Origin of the sequence: Pedobacter heparinus DSM 2366 (assembly GCF_000023825.1) — a bacterium.
Classification (GTDB): domain Bacteria; phylum Bacteroidota; class Bacteroidia; order Sphingobacteriales; family Sphingobacteriaceae; genus Pedobacter; species Pedobacter heparinus.
In genome coordinates, this window is the sequence record NC_013061.1 from 3670670 (window position 1) to 3686727 (window position 16058).

The 16058-nt window shown below is 40.8% G+C and carries 16 protein-coding genes and 1 tRNA gene; 7 read left to right on the forward strand and 10 right to left on the reverse strand.

Translation table 11 applies throughout. The features are described 5' to 3' along the window. The first annotated feature begins 4 nt into the window (after window positions 1-4). Complete coding sequence (gene pssA / locus PHEP_RS15265) at window positions 5-688, forward strand: CDP-diacylglycerol--serine O-phosphatidyltransferase (RefSeq protein ID WP_015808877.1); 684 nt, start codon at window positions 5-7, stop codon at window positions 686-688. A 26-nt stretch (window positions 689-714) separates the two neighbouring features. Here pssA and PHEP_RS15270 read toward each other — a convergent pair whose 3' ends face one another. Continuing rightward, window positions 715-1095 (reverse strand): Hpt domain-containing protein, encoded by a 381-nt coding sequence (locus PHEP_RS15270; RefSeq protein ID WP_015808878.1) that lies wholly within the window; start codon window positions 1093-1095, stop codon window positions 715-717. Window positions 1096-1112: 17 nt separating this feature from the next. Then, the gene (gene folK, locus PHEP_RS15275; protein WP_015808879.1) at window positions 1113-1607 is read right to left on the reverse strand and encodes a 2-amino-4-hydroxy-6-hydroxymethyldihydropteridine diphosphokinase; all 495 of its coding nucleotides are present in this window, start codon (window positions 1605-1607) and stop codon (window positions 1113-1115) included. 57 nt (window positions 1608-1664) lie between these two features. Between folK and sppA the strand changes: the two genes are divergently transcribed. From sppA to PHEP_RS15300, 5 genes are read left to right on the forward strand one after another with little or no spacing between them, the layout of a single operon-like run. Then, the gene (gene sppA, locus PHEP_RS15280; RefSeq protein ID WP_015808880.1) at window positions 1665-3437 is read left to right on the forward strand and encodes a signal peptide peptidase SppA; all 1773 of its coding nucleotides are present in this window, start codon (window positions 1665-1667) and stop codon (window positions 3435-3437) included. 15 nt (window positions 3438-3452) lie between these two features. Then, a complete protein-coding gene (locus PHEP_RS15285) occupies window positions 3453-5129 on the forward strand; it encodes a DNA polymerase/3'-5' exonuclease PolX (protein ID WP_015808881.1) in 1677 nt (558 codons plus the stop codon). A gap of 19 nt (window positions 5130-5148) precedes the next feature. After that, window positions 5149-5757, forward strand: coding sequence for a DUF4254 domain-containing protein (locus tag PHEP_RS15290; RefSeq protein ID WP_015808882.1), 609 nt, complete (start codon window positions 5149-5151; stop codon window positions 5755-5757). After that, window positions 5754-6821, forward strand: a complete 1068-nt coding sequence (locus tag PHEP_RS15295) for a glycosyltransferase family 9 protein (protein WP_015808883.1) — start codon at window positions 5754-5756, stop codon at window positions 6819-6821. Before PHEP_RS15290 ends, PHEP_RS15295 begins: the two co-directional genes overlap by 4 nt. Then, window positions 6787-7290, forward strand: coding sequence for a SixA phosphatase family protein (locus PHEP_RS15300; RefSeq protein ID WP_015808884.1), 504 nt, complete (start codon window positions 6787-6789; stop codon window positions 7288-7290). The genes PHEP_RS15295 and PHEP_RS15300 overlap by 35 nt, the downstream gene beginning before the upstream one ends. Here PHEP_RS15300 and PHEP_RS15305 read toward each other — a convergent pair. The 5 genes from PHEP_RS15305 to PHEP_RS15325 form a co-directional block, all read right to left on the reverse strand. After that, window positions 7287-8150, reverse strand: a complete 864-nt coding sequence (locus PHEP_RS15305) for an AMP nucleosidase (protein ID WP_015808885.1) — start codon at window positions 8148-8150, stop codon at window positions 7287-7289. The genes PHEP_RS15300 and PHEP_RS15305 overlap by 4 nt on opposite strands. Before the next feature lie 92 nt (window positions 8151-8242). Then, entirely contained in the window at window positions 8243-9484 is a 1242-nt protein-coding gene (gene clpX / locus PHEP_RS15310; RefSeq protein ID WP_015808886.1) for an ATP-dependent Clp protease ATP-binding subunit ClpX, read from the reverse strand. A 3-nt stretch (window positions 9485-9487) separates the two neighbouring features. Continuing rightward, complete coding sequence (gene clpP, locus PHEP_RS15315; RefSeq protein ID WP_015808887.1) at window positions 9488-10180, reverse strand: ATP-dependent Clp endopeptidase proteolytic subunit ClpP; 693 nt, start codon at window positions 10178-10180, stop codon at window positions 9488-9490. A 182-nt stretch (window positions 10181-10362) separates the two neighbouring features. Next, a complete protein-coding gene (tig, locus tag PHEP_RS15320; RefSeq protein ID WP_015808888.1) occupies window positions 10363-11709 on the reverse strand; it encodes a trigger factor in 1347 nt (448 codons plus the stop codon). 70 nt (window positions 11710-11779) lie between these two features. After that, window positions 11780-11861 (reverse strand) — tRNA-Leu (locus PHEP_RS15325). 394 nt (window positions 11862-12255) lie between these two features. On the opposite strand from PHEP_RS15325, the gene PHEP_RS15330 reads away from it, so the two are divergent. Then, window positions 12256-12465, forward strand: coding sequence for a hypothetical protein (locus PHEP_RS15330; RefSeq protein WP_143715760.1), 210 nt, complete (start codon window positions 12256-12258; stop codon window positions 12463-12465). Between the two features lie 11 nt (window positions 12466-12476). On the opposite strand, the gene PHEP_RS15335 is transcribed toward PHEP_RS15330, so the two are convergent. Genes PHEP_RS15335 through PHEP_RS15345 form a run of 3 tightly spaced genes read right to left on the reverse strand, consistent with a single transcriptional unit; the run spans window position 12477 to window position 16010 of the window. After that, the gene (locus PHEP_RS15335; RefSeq protein WP_015808890.1) at window positions 12477-13307 is read right to left on the reverse strand and encodes an ABC transporter substrate-binding protein; all 831 of its coding nucleotides are present in this window, start codon (window positions 13305-13307) and stop codon (window positions 12477-12479) included. Window positions 13308-13319: 12 nt separating this feature from the next. Next, window positions 13320-14591, reverse strand: a complete 1272-nt coding sequence (locus tag PHEP_RS15340) for a glucose-1-phosphate adenylyltransferase (RefSeq protein WP_143715761.1) — start codon at window positions 14589-14591, stop codon at window positions 13320-13322. 12 nt (window positions 14592-14603) lie between these two features. Next, window positions 14604-16010, reverse strand: a complete 1407-nt coding sequence (locus tag PHEP_RS15345; protein ID WP_015808892.1) for a glycogen synthase — start codon at window positions 16008-16010, stop codon at window positions 14604-14606. Window positions 16011-16058: the final 48 nt, after the last annotated feature.

The following is a 16058-nucleotide window of genomic DNA, read 5'->3' on the forward strand; positions in this document are numbered from 1 at the left end:
TTTCATGATCAAAAAACATATCCCAAATGCCATTACCTGTGCCAACCTGTTTTCAGGTTGCATAGGTATTGTCTACGCTTTTAACGGGGCTCTTGAAATAGCAGCCTATTTTGTCCTCCTTTCAGGAATATTTGATTTTTTTGATGGTTTTGCAGCAAGGTTGCTGCATGTAAAATCCAACATTGGAAAAGAGCTGGACTCTCTGGCCGATATGGTCAGTTTCGGCTTCCTTCCTGGGGTAGTAATGTTTCAATTGCTAAAAACAAGTGATTGTACTTTCCCATATTTGCCTTATCTTGGTTTTATCATCACCGTATTTTCTGCCCTCAGACTTGCTAAATTTAATATTGACAGCCGCCAGACCGAAGATTTCATTGGCCTGAATACACCAATGAATACCATCTTTATCGTGTCCTTACCCTTTATTCGTAAAGATTATCCTTTAATTGTTGGGTCTGCCCCTTTATTGTTCGGGCTTACCTTAATACTCAGCTGGTTGCTGGTTAGTGAAATAAAAATCTTCTCCCTCAAATTCAGTTCGGCCACCTGGGCAAAGAACAAAATAAAATACATTTTCCTGCTGCTCTCAGCAATACTGGTCATATTTCTTAATTTTTCTGCCGTACCGTTTATACTGCTGCTTTATATCGGACTGTCTTTTCTCCATTTCAGGAATACACCTATATAAAAATACTAAAAATCGGGTATAATGATTTAAAGCTGTTTTTCCAGCTCTGCTTTAGCCTCATCCAGTTGCGTATACAGATGTGCTACAAAAGCACTGATTTCCTCAAATGCCTGTGGCAGCTCCTCTATATTTTTAAGGTCTCTTGCATTGTTTTCCATCATTTGCATGTGTTCTTTGGCGTCTTCACGACCTACATAAGCAAAAGTGGGTTTTATTTTATGGGCACAGTTAGATGCTCTTGGCCAATCTTTATCTGCAATAGCCTGCCCAAGATCAGAGATATACAAAGGTGTTTGAAGCTTAAACATATCTATCATCTCTATGATAAATTCCGCGCTGTCCCCAGACATATCTCTTAAATAAGACAGATCCAGAGGATCATTATTTTTCTGTAAGTTTACCATCATAGACAAAAATAATGAATTTATACTTTTGATACTGACAAATTATCACTTAATCTTTCTAATATTTCCGATACAGTAAGCTTAAACACCGGATGAATGCTGTCAGGCGCGATTTCGGCCAGGGGCACCAAAACAAATTTTCTATGCTGCATCTGCGGATGCGGAATCTGCAATTGACTTCCATTATCCACAATTTTGTTGCCAAAAAGCACAATATCGATGTCTATCAACCTGGAACCCCACTTTTCATGTCTCACCCTACCCAGATCAAGTTCAATCTGCAAAACCATCTCAAGTACCTGAATTGGACTAAGCGCGGTATTAACGCCAACGGCAACATTCAAAAAAGCCGGCTGGTCTTCTTTCCCCCAGGCCGATGTTTCATAAAAGGCAGATGTTAAAAATACTTGCCCAATACGTTTGTCAATTTGCTCAATAGCCTCTTTTATCAATTCACTCCTATCTCCCAGGTTACTTCCAAGTAACAAATAAACATTTTCACTATCCAATTGCATATAAAGATCCGAGGCTTTTTTTTATTTACCTTTACAAATTAAATATTTACCTGGCAGATGAGAGAATTTTTTAAATATGTTTTTGCTACAGTGGTAGGCGTAGTCATTTCACTGGCCTTATTTTTAGTATTTTTTGTACTATTGATCATCGGAATTGTTAAAACATCCCTAAAGGAACAGAAAGTAAGTGTAAACAGCAATTCTGTACTTTTGCTTAACCTGGACCAAAGCATAACTGAACGCACCGCTGACGATCCTTTGTCAAGATTGCCCCTGGTTGGCTCAGATGAGGATAAAAGCATTGGTTTTAACGATGTGATCCGTGCGTTGCAAAAAGCCAAAACAGACGACAACATTAAATGTGTTTACATCAATGTAACCTCACCTCAGGCGGGTTTTGCTACCATGCGTGAAATCAGGGATGCACTGATTGATTTTAAAACAAGTAAAAAGAAAATCATAGCCTATAGTGAGGTTTACACACAGGGAGCCTATTACCTGGCTTCTGCAGCCGATAAGATTTATTTAAATCCCGAAGGTGCACTGGAGTTTAAAGGCCTGAAATCTGAGACCATGTTTTTTAAAGGTGCACTGGATAAACTTGGCATCGAAGCCCAGATTGTGAGGGTCGGTAATTATAAAAGTGCTGTAGAGCCTTTCTTTGCAGAAAAAATGAGCGACAAAAACCGCGAACAGGTTACGGCCTACCTGCATGGCCTATATGATACTTTTCTGGAAGGGATAGCCAAAAGCCGTAACATCAGCACCGAAACGCTTTACCAGATTGCAGATGATTATAAGATCAGGCAGCCTCAAGACGCTGTTGCCTATAAAATGGTGGATGAGCTGAAATATAAAGACCAGATTATTGATGAACTCAAAACATTAAGTGGAAAAGAGAAAAAAAATGATCTCACAACCATTTCTATTAATGACTATGCCAGAAATGTTGTTAAAGACCAGCCTACTTCCGCAAGCCAGAAAGTAGCCATAATTTACGCCAATGGCGACATCATGGGTGGCGATGGCTCCGATCACCAGATTGGTTCGGAACGGATCTCCAAAGCCATTCGGAAAGCCCGTCTTGATACCGATATCAAAGCTGTTGTTTTAAGGGTAAATTCACCAGGTGGCAGCGCTTTGGCCTCAGATGTGATCTGGAGAGAAATTGTACTCACCAAAAAGATAAAACCTGTTATCGCTTCATTTGGAGATGTAGCAGCCTCTGGAGGCTATTACATTGCATGCGCGGCCGACTCCATATTTGTACAACCCAACACCATAACCGGATCTATTGGCGTATTTGGTATTATTCCTAATTTCCAGAAATTATTTAATGATAAACTTGGAATCACCTTTGATGGTGTTAAAACCGGAAAATATGCAGATATCATGAGTGTGGACAGACCCATGACTGCAGGTGAAAGGCTGATTGTACAAAATGATGTAAACCGGGTATACGATAGTTTTATTACCCGTGTGGCAGATGGGCGTAAAAGAACAAAAGCTTACATAGACAGCATAGGTGGTGGCCGTGTTTGGGTTGGGACTGATGCAGTCAGAATTGGACTGGCCGACAGAACAGGTAACTTTAATGATGCCATAATTGCCGCAGCTAAAAAAGCTAAAATAAAAGATTACAGTATTGTGGAATATCCTGAAATGCGGGATCCCTTTAAATCACTGATGGACAACACAACAGATAAGATAAGAACTTATTATGCCAAACAAGAGCTTGGTGCGAGCTATCCTATCTATCAGCAAATAAAATCAGCTGTATCCAGATCAGGAATCCAGACCAGGATGCCTTTTGAAATTAAAATACAATAAAACTTCCTGATTAAAATGGAAAATAAAACCATTGCACGCACACTTCGGCTACTTTCTCAATTGATGGAACTACACAATGAGAACCCTTTTAAAATTAAATCTATTGCTAATGCTGCATTTAAAGTAGATAAATTACCGTACCCCGTTAAAGGGAAAACAATTGAAGAAATCTCCCAGATTGATGGTCTTGGAAAAAGTATCTCGGCAAAAGTCTGGGAATTGCTGGAAACAGGTTCAATGACCGAACTGGAGCAAATATTGGCCCAAACACCTACAGGAATTGTCGAAATGCTGGGCATTAAAGGCATAGGACCAAAAAAGATTGCTGTCATCTGGAAAGACCTGGCCATAGAGAATATTGGCGAGTTATATTATGCCTGTAATGAAAACAGGCTGATCGAAGCCAAAGGCTTCGGATTGAAAACACAGGAAGAGATCAAAAAGATCATAGAATTTAAAATGGCTGCCTCGGGCAAATTTCTATACGCCCAGACTGAAATCCTGGTAAACAAGCTATACGCCGACCTGGCTATATGGTTAAATACCATTAGCGGTGATCCCTTACTTGGTATAGCCGGAGCCTATCGCCGCTGCCTGGAAATCATAGAAGAAATTGAATTGCTCATCGGTGCCGAAACCCTGGAAGAAATACATACTAAAATAACCACCTTTGAGCCCCTGGTATTTGAACAGCAAACAGATGGAAATTATTTGGCAAACAGTCCTTTTGGCTTAAAAATAAAACTATATATAGTCCAAAAATCAGATTTTTACCTGAACTGGTTTAAGCTTACCGGTAATGAGCAACACGTAAATGAAGTACTGGCGCTGGCAGGATCAGATGCTTTTACATCGGAACAGGAAATCTACCAAAAAGCTGGTCTTGCTTACGTTGAACCTGAGCTGAGGGAAGGACTGAATGAAATCCAGCTGGCCAAAGAAAATAAACTCCCTATACTCCTTACTGATGCCGATCTGAAAGGCAGCCTGCACAACCACTCTACCTGGAGCGATGGCGTACATACCCTGGAGGAAATGGCTGTTTTTTGTAAGGACAACCTGAGACTGGAATACCTGGGCATCTGTGATCATTCCAGATCCGCCTTTTATGCAAACGGACTAAACGAGCAACGGGTATATGCTCAGCACCAGGAAATCGAAGCTTTAAATGCAAAACTTGCGCCCTTCCGTATTTTTAAGGGTATAGAAAGTGATATCCTGAACGATGGCTCTCTGGATTACAGTGATGAGATCCTCAAAACATTTGATTTTGTAGTAGCCTCTGTACACAGCAATCTCCGCATGGATGAACAGAAAGCCACAGCACGGTTAATTAAAGCCGTAGAAAACCCTTATACTACCATTTTAGGACACCCTACGGGCCGGCTATTGCTTAGCAGAAAGGGTTATCCTATTGATTATGCAAAAGTTATAGACGCCTGCGTGGCCAACAATGTAGTGATTGAGATTAATGCCAATCCATTACGTCTTGACCTCGATTGGCGTTGGCACCGTTATGCCCTGGAGAAAGGTGTATTGCTTTCCGTAAACCCGGATGCACATAGAAAAGAAGGGTTTCATGATATGCACTATGGGGTCTTGATCGGCAGAAAAGGTGGCTTAACTGCAAAACAGTGTTTAAATGCTTTATCCTTGCAAGATATTGCTCAATACTTCGGTAATAAAAAATAGTTATCCTTACCTTTGAGTTATGATTAGTAAGCTTTGCAACAGAATATTCGGAGAGGCAATCCATGATTATCACATCCATAACCATATAGATCAGCCTATAGAAAATCCATATCGCATCAGCTCTATTGAACACCTGCTTTATTTAAAATGTTGGATAGATACCGCTCAATGGCACATGGAAGACGTGGTCCGTAATCCGGAGATCGATCCGGTTGAAGGACTGCAATGGAAAAGACGCATTGATGCTTCTAATCAGGAAAGGACGGATGTAGTAGAATACATAGACAGCTACTTTTTGGAAGAATACAAAAATATAAAGCCAAATGCAGATGCAAAGATCAATTCTGAAAGTCCGGCATGGGTAATAGACCGCTTATCGATCCTTGCTTTAAAAGTATACCACATGACTGAAGAAACCGTCAGACCTGATGCTACCCAGGAACACCGGGACCTTTGTACGCAAAAGCTTAACATTCTGTTAAACCAAAGAGCCGATCTTTCCAATAGCTTAGATGAATTGATACAGGATATTGAAAACGGTACAAAGTATATGAAAGTATACAAACAAATGAAAATGTATAATGACCCCAATCTTAATCCTGTTCTTTACAACACTAACCATGAATGAGGGGCAAAAATAAAATACTGGTCATCCGTTTCTCGGCCATGGGAGATGTAGCCATGACCGCCCCTGTTTTAAAGGAATTTATGCGGGAATATCCGGATACGGAATTGCTGATGCTGAGCCGCAGCTTATTCCAGCCTTTCTTTAATGATATCCCCAATTTAAATTTTTATCCTTTCGAACCCAAACAACAGCACAAAGGCTTTTTGGGGCTCATTAAACTCTTTATAGCACTCCGAAAACAAAAAATAACTGCTGTTGCCGATCTGCACAATAACCTCAGAAGCAGAATAGTAAGCCTGCTCTTTTTTATTACAGGAGTAAAAACAGCCAGGATAGACAAGGGCAGAAAAGAGAAAGCAGAACTTACCCGCAGGGAACAAAAAATACTCAGACCCCTTAAGCTTACAATAATCCGTTATGCAGAAGTATTCAAAACTTTAGGTTTCCCTTTTGGACTGCAAAACAAATTAACTGAAAAAAGGCCTCAAACCTTAACCCCAGCTGACTTTCCCTTTATCTCTTTCCCAAAAACACAAAAATGGATCGGTGTAAGTCCCTTTGCCCAGCACCTGCAAAAAGTGTATCCTCTGCAAAAAACAGAGACCGTACTATTGGCACTGGCCAACTCAGGACACCAGCTTTTCATATTTGGTGGTTCTTCAGAAGAAGAACAGATAGCCATGGAATGGGAATGTAAACATAAAAACGTTACTTCAGTAGTCAGAAAAATCAAACTCGACGATGAGCTAAAGCTCATTTCAAACCTGGATGTGATGTTGAGTATGGACTCTTCCGGCATGCACCTTGCTGCTTTAAAAAATATCCCGGTTGTATCTGTATGGGGTGCCACCCATCCTTACATAGGTTTTTTAGGCTATGGCCAATCCATAAAGGATGCGGTACAAGCAGATCTCTATTGCAGGCCGTGCTCTGTTTATGGAAATGTTCCATGTTACCGCGGCGACTTTGCCTGTATGAACAATTTATCAGAATCGGTTGTTATAAATACTGTACTCAATAAACTCAGCAATGGCGAAAAAACTACTATTGGTCAGACACGGTAAATCAGAATGGGGGAATGCACATCTTGCAGACTTTGACAGACCACTAAACCCCAGGGGGCACAGAAATGCACCGGAAATGGCCGCAAGATTACTCCAAAAAGACCTGGTTCCGCACCTCATCGTAAGCAGTCCGGCTTTAAGGGCCATTACCACTGCCAAACATTTTGCACAAGCCTGGAAAAAATCAGCAGAACAAATAAAAGAAGAGGCTTCAATTTATGAAGCAAATGTCAAAACGCTCTTGAAAGTAATCAATAGGTTTAATAACAGGTATGACTATATTGCTATTTTCGGGCATAATCCAGGATTTACAGACCTCGCCAATTACCTCAGTGATACCGATATTTACAACATCCCTACCTGCGGTACTGTATTGATAGAATTCCCTTTCGACGAATGGGAACTGGTAAGCCACCATACCGGCAGGCTGCTCCAGTTCGATTATCCTAAAAGTCTTAACGAAGATTAAAAATGCAGGTGCTTAACTGTAAGCCCGTTATTGATCAGCTGCTTCAGGGAATCAATGCCTATCCTTAAATGTGTTTCCACATAAGTGGAAGTTACATTACTGTCGCTTTCCGTTGTTTTAACTCCTTCAGGGATCATCGGCTGATCTGAGACCAGTAATAACGCTCCTGTGGGTATCTTATTGGCAAAACCAGTGGTAAATATGGTAGCAGTTTCCATGTCCACAGCCATCGCCCTTAAAGTTTTCAGGTATTTTTTAAAAGCCTTATCGTGCTCCCAAACCCTGCGGTTAGTGGTATAACAGGTTCCAGTCCAGTAATCCCTCGAATGGTCACGTATTGTGGTTGATATTGCCTTTTGTAAAGCAAACGCAGGTAATGCAGGTACTTCAGCAGGTAAATAATCATTGGACGTCCCCTCACCTCTTATCGCCGCAATAGGCAGGATCAGGTCGCCTAGCTGGTTCTTCTTTTTCAATCCGCCACATTTACCCAAAAACAATACTGCCTTCGGGCTGATTGCCGTCAGCAAGTCCATCATGGTTGCAGCCATCGGGCTTCCCATACCAAAATTTATAATGGTAATCCCGTCAGCTGTTACACTTTGCATAGGTTTATCCAGCCCCATAACCGGTGCATTATCGTGCCATTCAGAAAACATCTGTACATACTTACTAAAATTAGTGAGCAGTATGTACTGGCCAAAATCTGCTAATGGCCTTCCTGTATATCTGGGCAGCCAGTTTTGTACAATATCAGCCTTTGATTTCAGGCCAGCCTTTACCGGCGATTCCACTTCTTTTATCTTCTTTACTTTTCCTCTCTTTTGTTCTTCTTTTTTTACATCTTTTTCTTCATTCATATCTATTCTCCTTTTATTATGCTTTGCAGCGAACCAGCTGATCGCCTAAAACAAGTTAAAAAAAAATCCCCGGTAAACCGGGGATTAAATTTCTAAGCAGCTTTTAACTTTTTAAAGTCGGCCTTCTCAAACTTTTCAACCGCATAATCGAGTGTAATGCTCAACTCCTTGACACTGGTATCAGAAGGGATCTCGAACATCGCATCCAGCATAATGGCCTCACAAATAGAGCGCAGGCCCCTTGCACCAAGCTTATATTCCATCGCTTTATCTACTATAAAGTCCAAAACTTCGTTATCAAATGTAAGTTTCACATTTTCCAGTTCAAACAATTTTACATACTGACGGAACAGCGAGTTTTTAGGCTCGGTCAGGATGTTGCGTAATGCCTGCTTATCCAATGGGTTCAGGTGGGTCAAAACCGGCACACGTCCAATCAGTTCCGGAATTAAACCAAACGATTTTAAATCCTGAGGCGTAATATATTTATAAAGGTTTTTAAGATCCAGTTCAGCGTCGTCCTTTTTAACCTTATAACCTACTGCCTGTGTACGCAGCCTGTTGGCAATTTTACGTTCTATGCCATCAAAAGCCCCGCCGCATATAAACAGAATGTTATTTGTATTTACCGGGATCATCTTCTGATCAGGATGTTTACGTCCGCCCTGTGGTGGAACGTTTACTACCGTACCTTCTAATATCTTCAGTAAAGCCTGCTGTACGCCTTCACCAGATACATCCCGGGTAATAGAAGGATTATCACTTTTACGTGCCACCTTATCTACCTCATCAATATATACAATGCCACGTTCTGCCGAAGCCACGTCATAATCAGCAGCCTGTAATAATCGGGTAAGAATGCTCTCCACATCTTCACCAACATACCCAGCCTCTGTAAGTACCGTTGCATCACATATACAGAAAGGTACATGTAATATCTTGGCAATAGTTTTAGCCAGTAAGGTTTTACCTGTACCCGTTTCACCTACCAACATGATATTGGATTTTTCAATCTCAACCTCATCACCCTTGTCTACTTTCTGACTTAACCTTTTATAGTGGTTATATACCGCCACTGCAAGCACCTTTTTAGCATCATCCTGACCAATTACATACTGGTCAATATGAGCTTTAATTTCCAGGGGCTTTAACAGCGTGATCGAAGTATCTAAAGCTTTCGATTTTTTACTCCCCAGCTCCTGTACCAGCAGCTGATTGGCCTGGGTTACACACTTATCGCAGATAAATGCATCCAGTCCTTCAATAAGCATTAGTGTATCCTGCTTACCTGAGCCGCAAAAAGAGCAACGGGATTCTTTGTTTTGTTTAGCCATTTTTTAGTCTTTGTTGCTAGCACCTAGCACTTCATCAATCATTCCGAAGCCTTTTGCTTCCTCAGCCTTCATCCAGTAATCACGGTCTGAAGCCTTTTCTACCCACTCATAGCTCTGTCCCGAATGGTTTGAAATAATATCGTATAATTCTTTTTTCAATTTAAGCATTTCCCTCAGGTTGATCTCCATATCAGAAGCTACCCCTTGTGCCCCGCCCGAAGGCTGGTGGATCATCACTCTTGAATGAGGCAATGCCGCACGTTTACCTTTAGCACCGGCAACCAGTAAAACGGCCCCCATTGATGCGGCCATACCTGTACAGATGGTAGCCACATCAGGTGCAATATACTGCATGGTATCATAAATACCCAGGCCTGCATATACTGATCCACCTGGTGAGTTGATGTAGATCTGGATGTCCCTGTTGTTGTCTGTCGACTGTAAAAATAGCAATTGGGCCTGGATGATATTCGCATTTCCATCATAAATGGCATCTCCTAAAAAGATGATACGGTCCATCATCAAACGGGAAAACACATCCATCTGAGCAACATTAAGCTGACGCTCCTCAATAATATAAGGTGTCATGGCTTTTGGTGAATTATTGGTAGCACCAATATAACGGTCTACATTTAAACCATTTATACGGTGATGTTTAACTGCGTATTTTCTAAATTCGTCTTTATCTATCTTCATGATCTCTAATTGTTATTTTAATCACTATCTATTTTCTTCACCAATAGTAATAAAACTAAATTGGTAATTTATTGTGGTATTGTAAAATTTGAATTCGTTTTTATATAAATAAGGCGGCCTTTTAAAAGGCCGCCTTATTCATTCATGTTATCCTGTTAAAACTCTGCAGTATTAAACTGCGCTTATTTCAATTCTGTAAATTTATTATAAGCTATTTCTTTTTGGTCCAAAGTAGCAACCGATTGAATGTAATCAAAAACTTTGATGGCTTTAACCTCATCAAAAATGCGGTTAGCATTGTCTTTTTCTTTCAGAAAAGTAGCCGTATACTGTGCCAGTTGGTCTTCAGGCATCGGACTTGGGCTATACATTCTGAATTGCGCATCCAACCGTTGTTTAGCCGTTTGAAACACATCTTCATACTTGATCTCGATGTTGTTGTCTTTGATCAGTTTATTCTCAATCAAAGTCCATTTCAGGTTCTTGGCAAAATCGTCATAACCTTCAGTCAGTTCCTCATCCGTTAATTTTTCGTTGGTTGCTTTTAGCCACTTACGTAAAAACTCATCCGGCAATTCCATTTTTACACTTTCAATCAGTTTGGTATAAATGTCGTTCTGCAATTTGCGGTCTGCATCCTGCTTAAACATACTTTCAATTTCCTCAGTGATCTTAGTTTTAAAACCAGCCTCATCTGTTACTACACCTGCACCAAACAATTTATCAAAGAACTCCTGGTTTAAATCAGCTTCCTCTAAACGGTTTACATTTTTAACCGTTACACGGAATTTAGACTGTAAATCTTTCGCATCCTCTTCGCTGATGTTTAACAATTTGGCAATTACCACCTCGTTTTTATCAAAAGCTTTTTGAACATCAAGTTCTACAACATCATCTTTCTTTAAACCAATCAAAGATTTTAATATCTTTTTATCAGTAACCTGATCCAAACGAATAGATCCGGTTGCAGTAATGCCACCTTCAAAAACTGAACCATCTGCCGAAAGTTGTGTTAATTCGGCATAAAGTACATCATCGTCTGCCGAAACTTCCGGATTTGTCATTTTGCCATAGCTTTTGCGGATATTTTTGATCCTTGCAGCCAGGGTTTCTTCATCGGCCTTAACTACATATTGTGTAAACTTATCCTTTGAAGTAATGGCAACTTCAATAGCCGGGGCAAGCCCCAGTTCGTAATCAAATTCAAATTCGTCTGTATAGTCCCATTTAAACTCTTTGGTATCGTCCATTACAGGTAAAGGCTGACCCAGAATTTCAACTTTATTATCAGTAAGGTGTTTATTTAAAGTCTCGCTTAACAAATTATTGATCTCTTCAACAAGAATACTTCTGCCATACATCTTTTTGATATGGGCGGCAGGAACCATTCCTTTACGGAAACCTGGAAGGTTTGCTTTCTTAGCCTGTTCTTTAATAGATTTATCAACCTTTTCAGTGTAATCCTCAGGCGCAATCTTAATTTTTACAACTGCATTTAAGTCGTTAATTTTTTCCTGTGTAATGTTCATCTTTCTGAATCAATATTTGTATTAATGTCTTTATATAAAAATTCCCCCGTGTTGCGGGGGAATTTTGCTGTGCGGAAGAAGGGACTCGAACCCCCACGCCGTGAAGCGCCAGATCCTAAGTCTGGTGCGGCTACCAATTACGCCACTTCCGCAGTTAGGATTTATTAAGGACTGCAAAGATAGAGATTCTTATCAAAAGTCAAAAGGGTTTTTAATTTATTTTTAGGCACTTTTGTTAATGCGCTGGTTTACAGCAAAAACTTTTTCAATCCTATTATATTGAGTTACAATTCCGTCTGACCGGCGTTTAACACGCCTCTAACAACCCCGGAATTGTCAGCAGATAACCAGATCACACAGTTGTTACCATGCAGAAAATCAAAAAAACCCCGTATATATAGCTAAAAACAGGAAATCAGGTTACATAATTTAATTATAACAATATTATACATATATTTTTGTTAATTATTTATATTTGACGTCATGGATGATGGCAAGTATTTAATAAGTACCAAGGGTATATTTGAAAATTATAACAATGAGGAAATGCGAACCCTGCTATGGGAGATGTATAAAGGCTGGTTTTTACATAATGCAACGGAGGTTGACAGTGACAGGATGATAGACATGCTTTTATTTTATGATGAATTAAGGGACTTAATTGCCCAGATCACCAAAAATGAGACTATCTCGGGTTTGAATCAACTTCAGCAGACTTCAGTTCCCGACCCAGCAAATACTTCTTCGCTGGGCTAAGTAAAACACACTTATAATTCGCTTCCCCTTCCGGGCCTGGCCGGCCCTGTAATTTCGGCCTGAAGCTGGAACAGGTATTGTACCGCTTTCACTAAACGGCTTCCGTACCAGGAAAACATCTCACCATCTACCAGCATTACCCTGGCTGCGGGCATTGCTTTCTTAATCTCTTCGAGATGTGTTTCCTTAAAAGGATAAGGTTCAGAAGAAAGAAACACCAGATCTGGCTTTAACAGCCCCAGGTTTTCCAGGTCAGTTTCAGGATACCTGTTTTGCTTAATCACATTCCGCAAACCATTCAGGGTTAGCAGATGATCTATAAAAGTATCCGGACCAGCCAGCATATAAGGTTCCCTCCAGATCAGGTAAGCTACAGATTTATCAATGCCGTGCTGTAATGCCAGGGTCTGCAGGTCATTGAATCCTGCACTGATCAGATGTACAAGATAAGCAGCTTCCGGCTCCCTGTTTACCAATGCTCCAATATGTGCAATGGCTGCTTTGGCATCTTCCAGCGTATATATATCACTCATCCAAACCGGAAACTCTTCCATTAAAGCCTCAATCTGCAACTGTTCATTTTCCTCTTTATTGCCGATGATAAGGTCTGGCTTCAGGTCCCGGATCAGATCCAGATTTAATTTTTTGGTTCCCCCAACCTTTATCTTTGATGCAAATTGTGCTATCGGATGGATACAAAATTTGGTAATGCCCACAACCTCAGTATCCAGTCCCAGATCAAACAGCAGTTCTGTCTGGGAAGGCACCAGCGAAATGATCCGTTTTGGCGGATAATCTACCTGTATTGTCCGACCTAATTGATCGGTGAAACTACGTTGCATAAAGCAATTACTTTAAATCACCGTTCCATTGGGTATCACTGCGCCTTTTTTTACCACCACAATTCCATCTTTAACTGTATATAAAGGATGGTCACCATCAGGTAAATGATCACCACCAATGATCTGTACATCATTACCTATCCTGCAGTTCTTATCTACCAGTGCATTAACAATTTTACACCTGTCGCCAATACCGATCAATGGCTTCTGTTTTGCGGTCTCCTCCTCAATCTCTGTAAGGGTCTGGTACCTGTCGCTACCCATTACATAAACATTTTCAATAACCGTACCTATCCCTATTCTGGAACGGATACCAATTACTGCATGTGAAATTTCTGCGGCCTGCAAAATACAACCCTCAGCAATTACAGCCTTATTTAAAGTAGTTCCCAATATTTTAGAGGGGGGCAGCATCCTGGCCCTGGTAAATATACTTTGGTGACTGTCGAACAGATTAAATTTAGGGATATCATCTGTAAGCCCAAGATTGGCTTCAAAAAATGAAGAAATGTTACCGATATCTGTCCAGTAACCTTCATACTGAAAACTCAATACCTTATTGTGTGCCATAGCCCTCGGAATAATCTCCTTACCAAAATCCTTTTCATCAGGATTATCGATCAGTATTTTTACCAGCAAATCCCTGTTAAAGATATAAATACCCATTGAAGCCAGGTAATCCCTACCCTCAGCATGCATCTCTTCACCTGTATCAGACGACCAGTCGGGCAATAAAGCAGCAGCAGGTTTCTCTATAAAAGAAGTAATAAAACTATCTTCGTTCACCTTTAATATACCAAAATCAGTGGCATCCTTGGCTGTTACCGGAATAGTAGCAATACTCACTTCAGCCCCTTTTTCAACATGGGCCTGAACCATTTTATTAAAGTCCATCTGGTACAGCTGGTCTCCTGACAAGATCAGCGCATATTCAAACTCATGATTTAACAAATGGTGCATGGTTTGCCTTACCGCATCAGCCGTTCCCTGAAACCAGGTTGGGTTCTCAGGCGTTTGTTCTGCGGCAAGAATATCTACAAATGCAGCACTGAAATGACTAAAATGGTAAGTATTTTTAATGTGTTTATTTAATGATGCCGAATTGAATTGTGTTAAAACGAACATCCTGTGTATCCCCGAATTCAGGCAGTTAGAAATTGGAATATCTACCAAACGGTATTTCCCTCCTATCGGTACCGCTGGTTTAGAGCGTGTTTGTGTTAATGGCGCCAGCCTTGAGCCCTGGCCACCGCCAAGGATCACTCCCAATACTTTGTCAGTCATGTTCATCCTAGTTTAAATTTGGTATAGATCAATATATTGCTGCGCTGCCCTATCCCATGAGTGGTCCAGCTGCATCATAAACTTACGTATTTCTTTTACTTTTTTTTCATCTGAGTACAACTCATAAGCCCGGCCAATGGCATGCCCTACATCCCAAACACTGGTCTGGTCATGACAGATACCAAAACCACCATCGCCAATATCAATCACGGTATCTTTCAATCCCCCTATTCTTCTTACAATTGGAATGGTGCCGTACCTTAAGGCATACATCTGGTTTAAACCGCACGGTTCTACCCTGCTAGGCATCAGCAAAAAGTCTGCCGCAGCATAGATCTGATGCGACAATTGCTCATTATACCCGATATAAACATTATAATTTCCCGGAAAAGCTTCCTTTAAATGTGATAAACGCCCTTCAACCTGTGGATCGCCCGAGCCCAGTACCAATACATTAATTTCTTTGTTATAGGTAAGCAGTGCATTGTAAAATATATCGGGCAACAGATCAGCTCCTTTTTCTCCTACTAACCTGCCGATAAAAGTAAACAGCGGCTTTTCCGGATCAAGGTTAAAAACAGCACAAAGTGCAGCTTTATTAATCTTTTTACCTGCATCAACAGTACGCAAAGTAAATTTCTTTTCCAACATCGGATCCGTCTGTGGATTCCAGACTTCATTGTCAATGCCATTTAAGATCCCGGCAGATTTACCCCTTTCCTGGGCCAGCAGATCTTCCAGCCCATTGGCTTTAAAACTGATCTCATCCAGATAGCTTGGTGAAACAGTAGTTACCCGCCAGGCACATTTTATCGCTGATGCCAAAGGGTTAATACTTCCTTTCCAGTCCAGCTGTCCCGATTTCCACAAATCAAAAGCAGGAATGTAATGTAGTTTATCCCAACCAAATTGTCCCTGGTACTGTGCATTGTGTATGGTTAGAACGGTAGGAATCTGGCTCAGGCTTCTGAACTGCAGACAGTAAGCCATCATAAAAGGTACCAGGCCGGTATGATGGTCATGACAATGCACTACATCAGGGCGATGTTCCCATTGTGCAATCCAGTCCAGCACTGCAATCTGGTAAGCCAGGAAACGTTCCGTATCGTCATGATAACCATATACCTGTGGCCTGTCCAGTAAACCAGCTATATGTACCAGGAACAGATCAAAACCCAGTTTATTTGTCTTCTCCCTAAAAATCCTTACTGTAAAATCACGAAAGCCAAGTTTACCCCAGCCATCATAAACCACCTCAAATTCATTCTCCTGCATAAATTTAGTCTGGTACGCAGGCATTACCACCTTAGCTACATGTCCAAGTTTATTCTGATACTTTGGCAGGGCGCCTACTACGTCGCCCAAACCACCAACTTTAGCAATTGGATAACATTCTGCACTAAGGTGTATGATCTCCATAATCTGAGGGTTTAAAATTACCTCAAAATAGGGATTAAGAAACGTAAA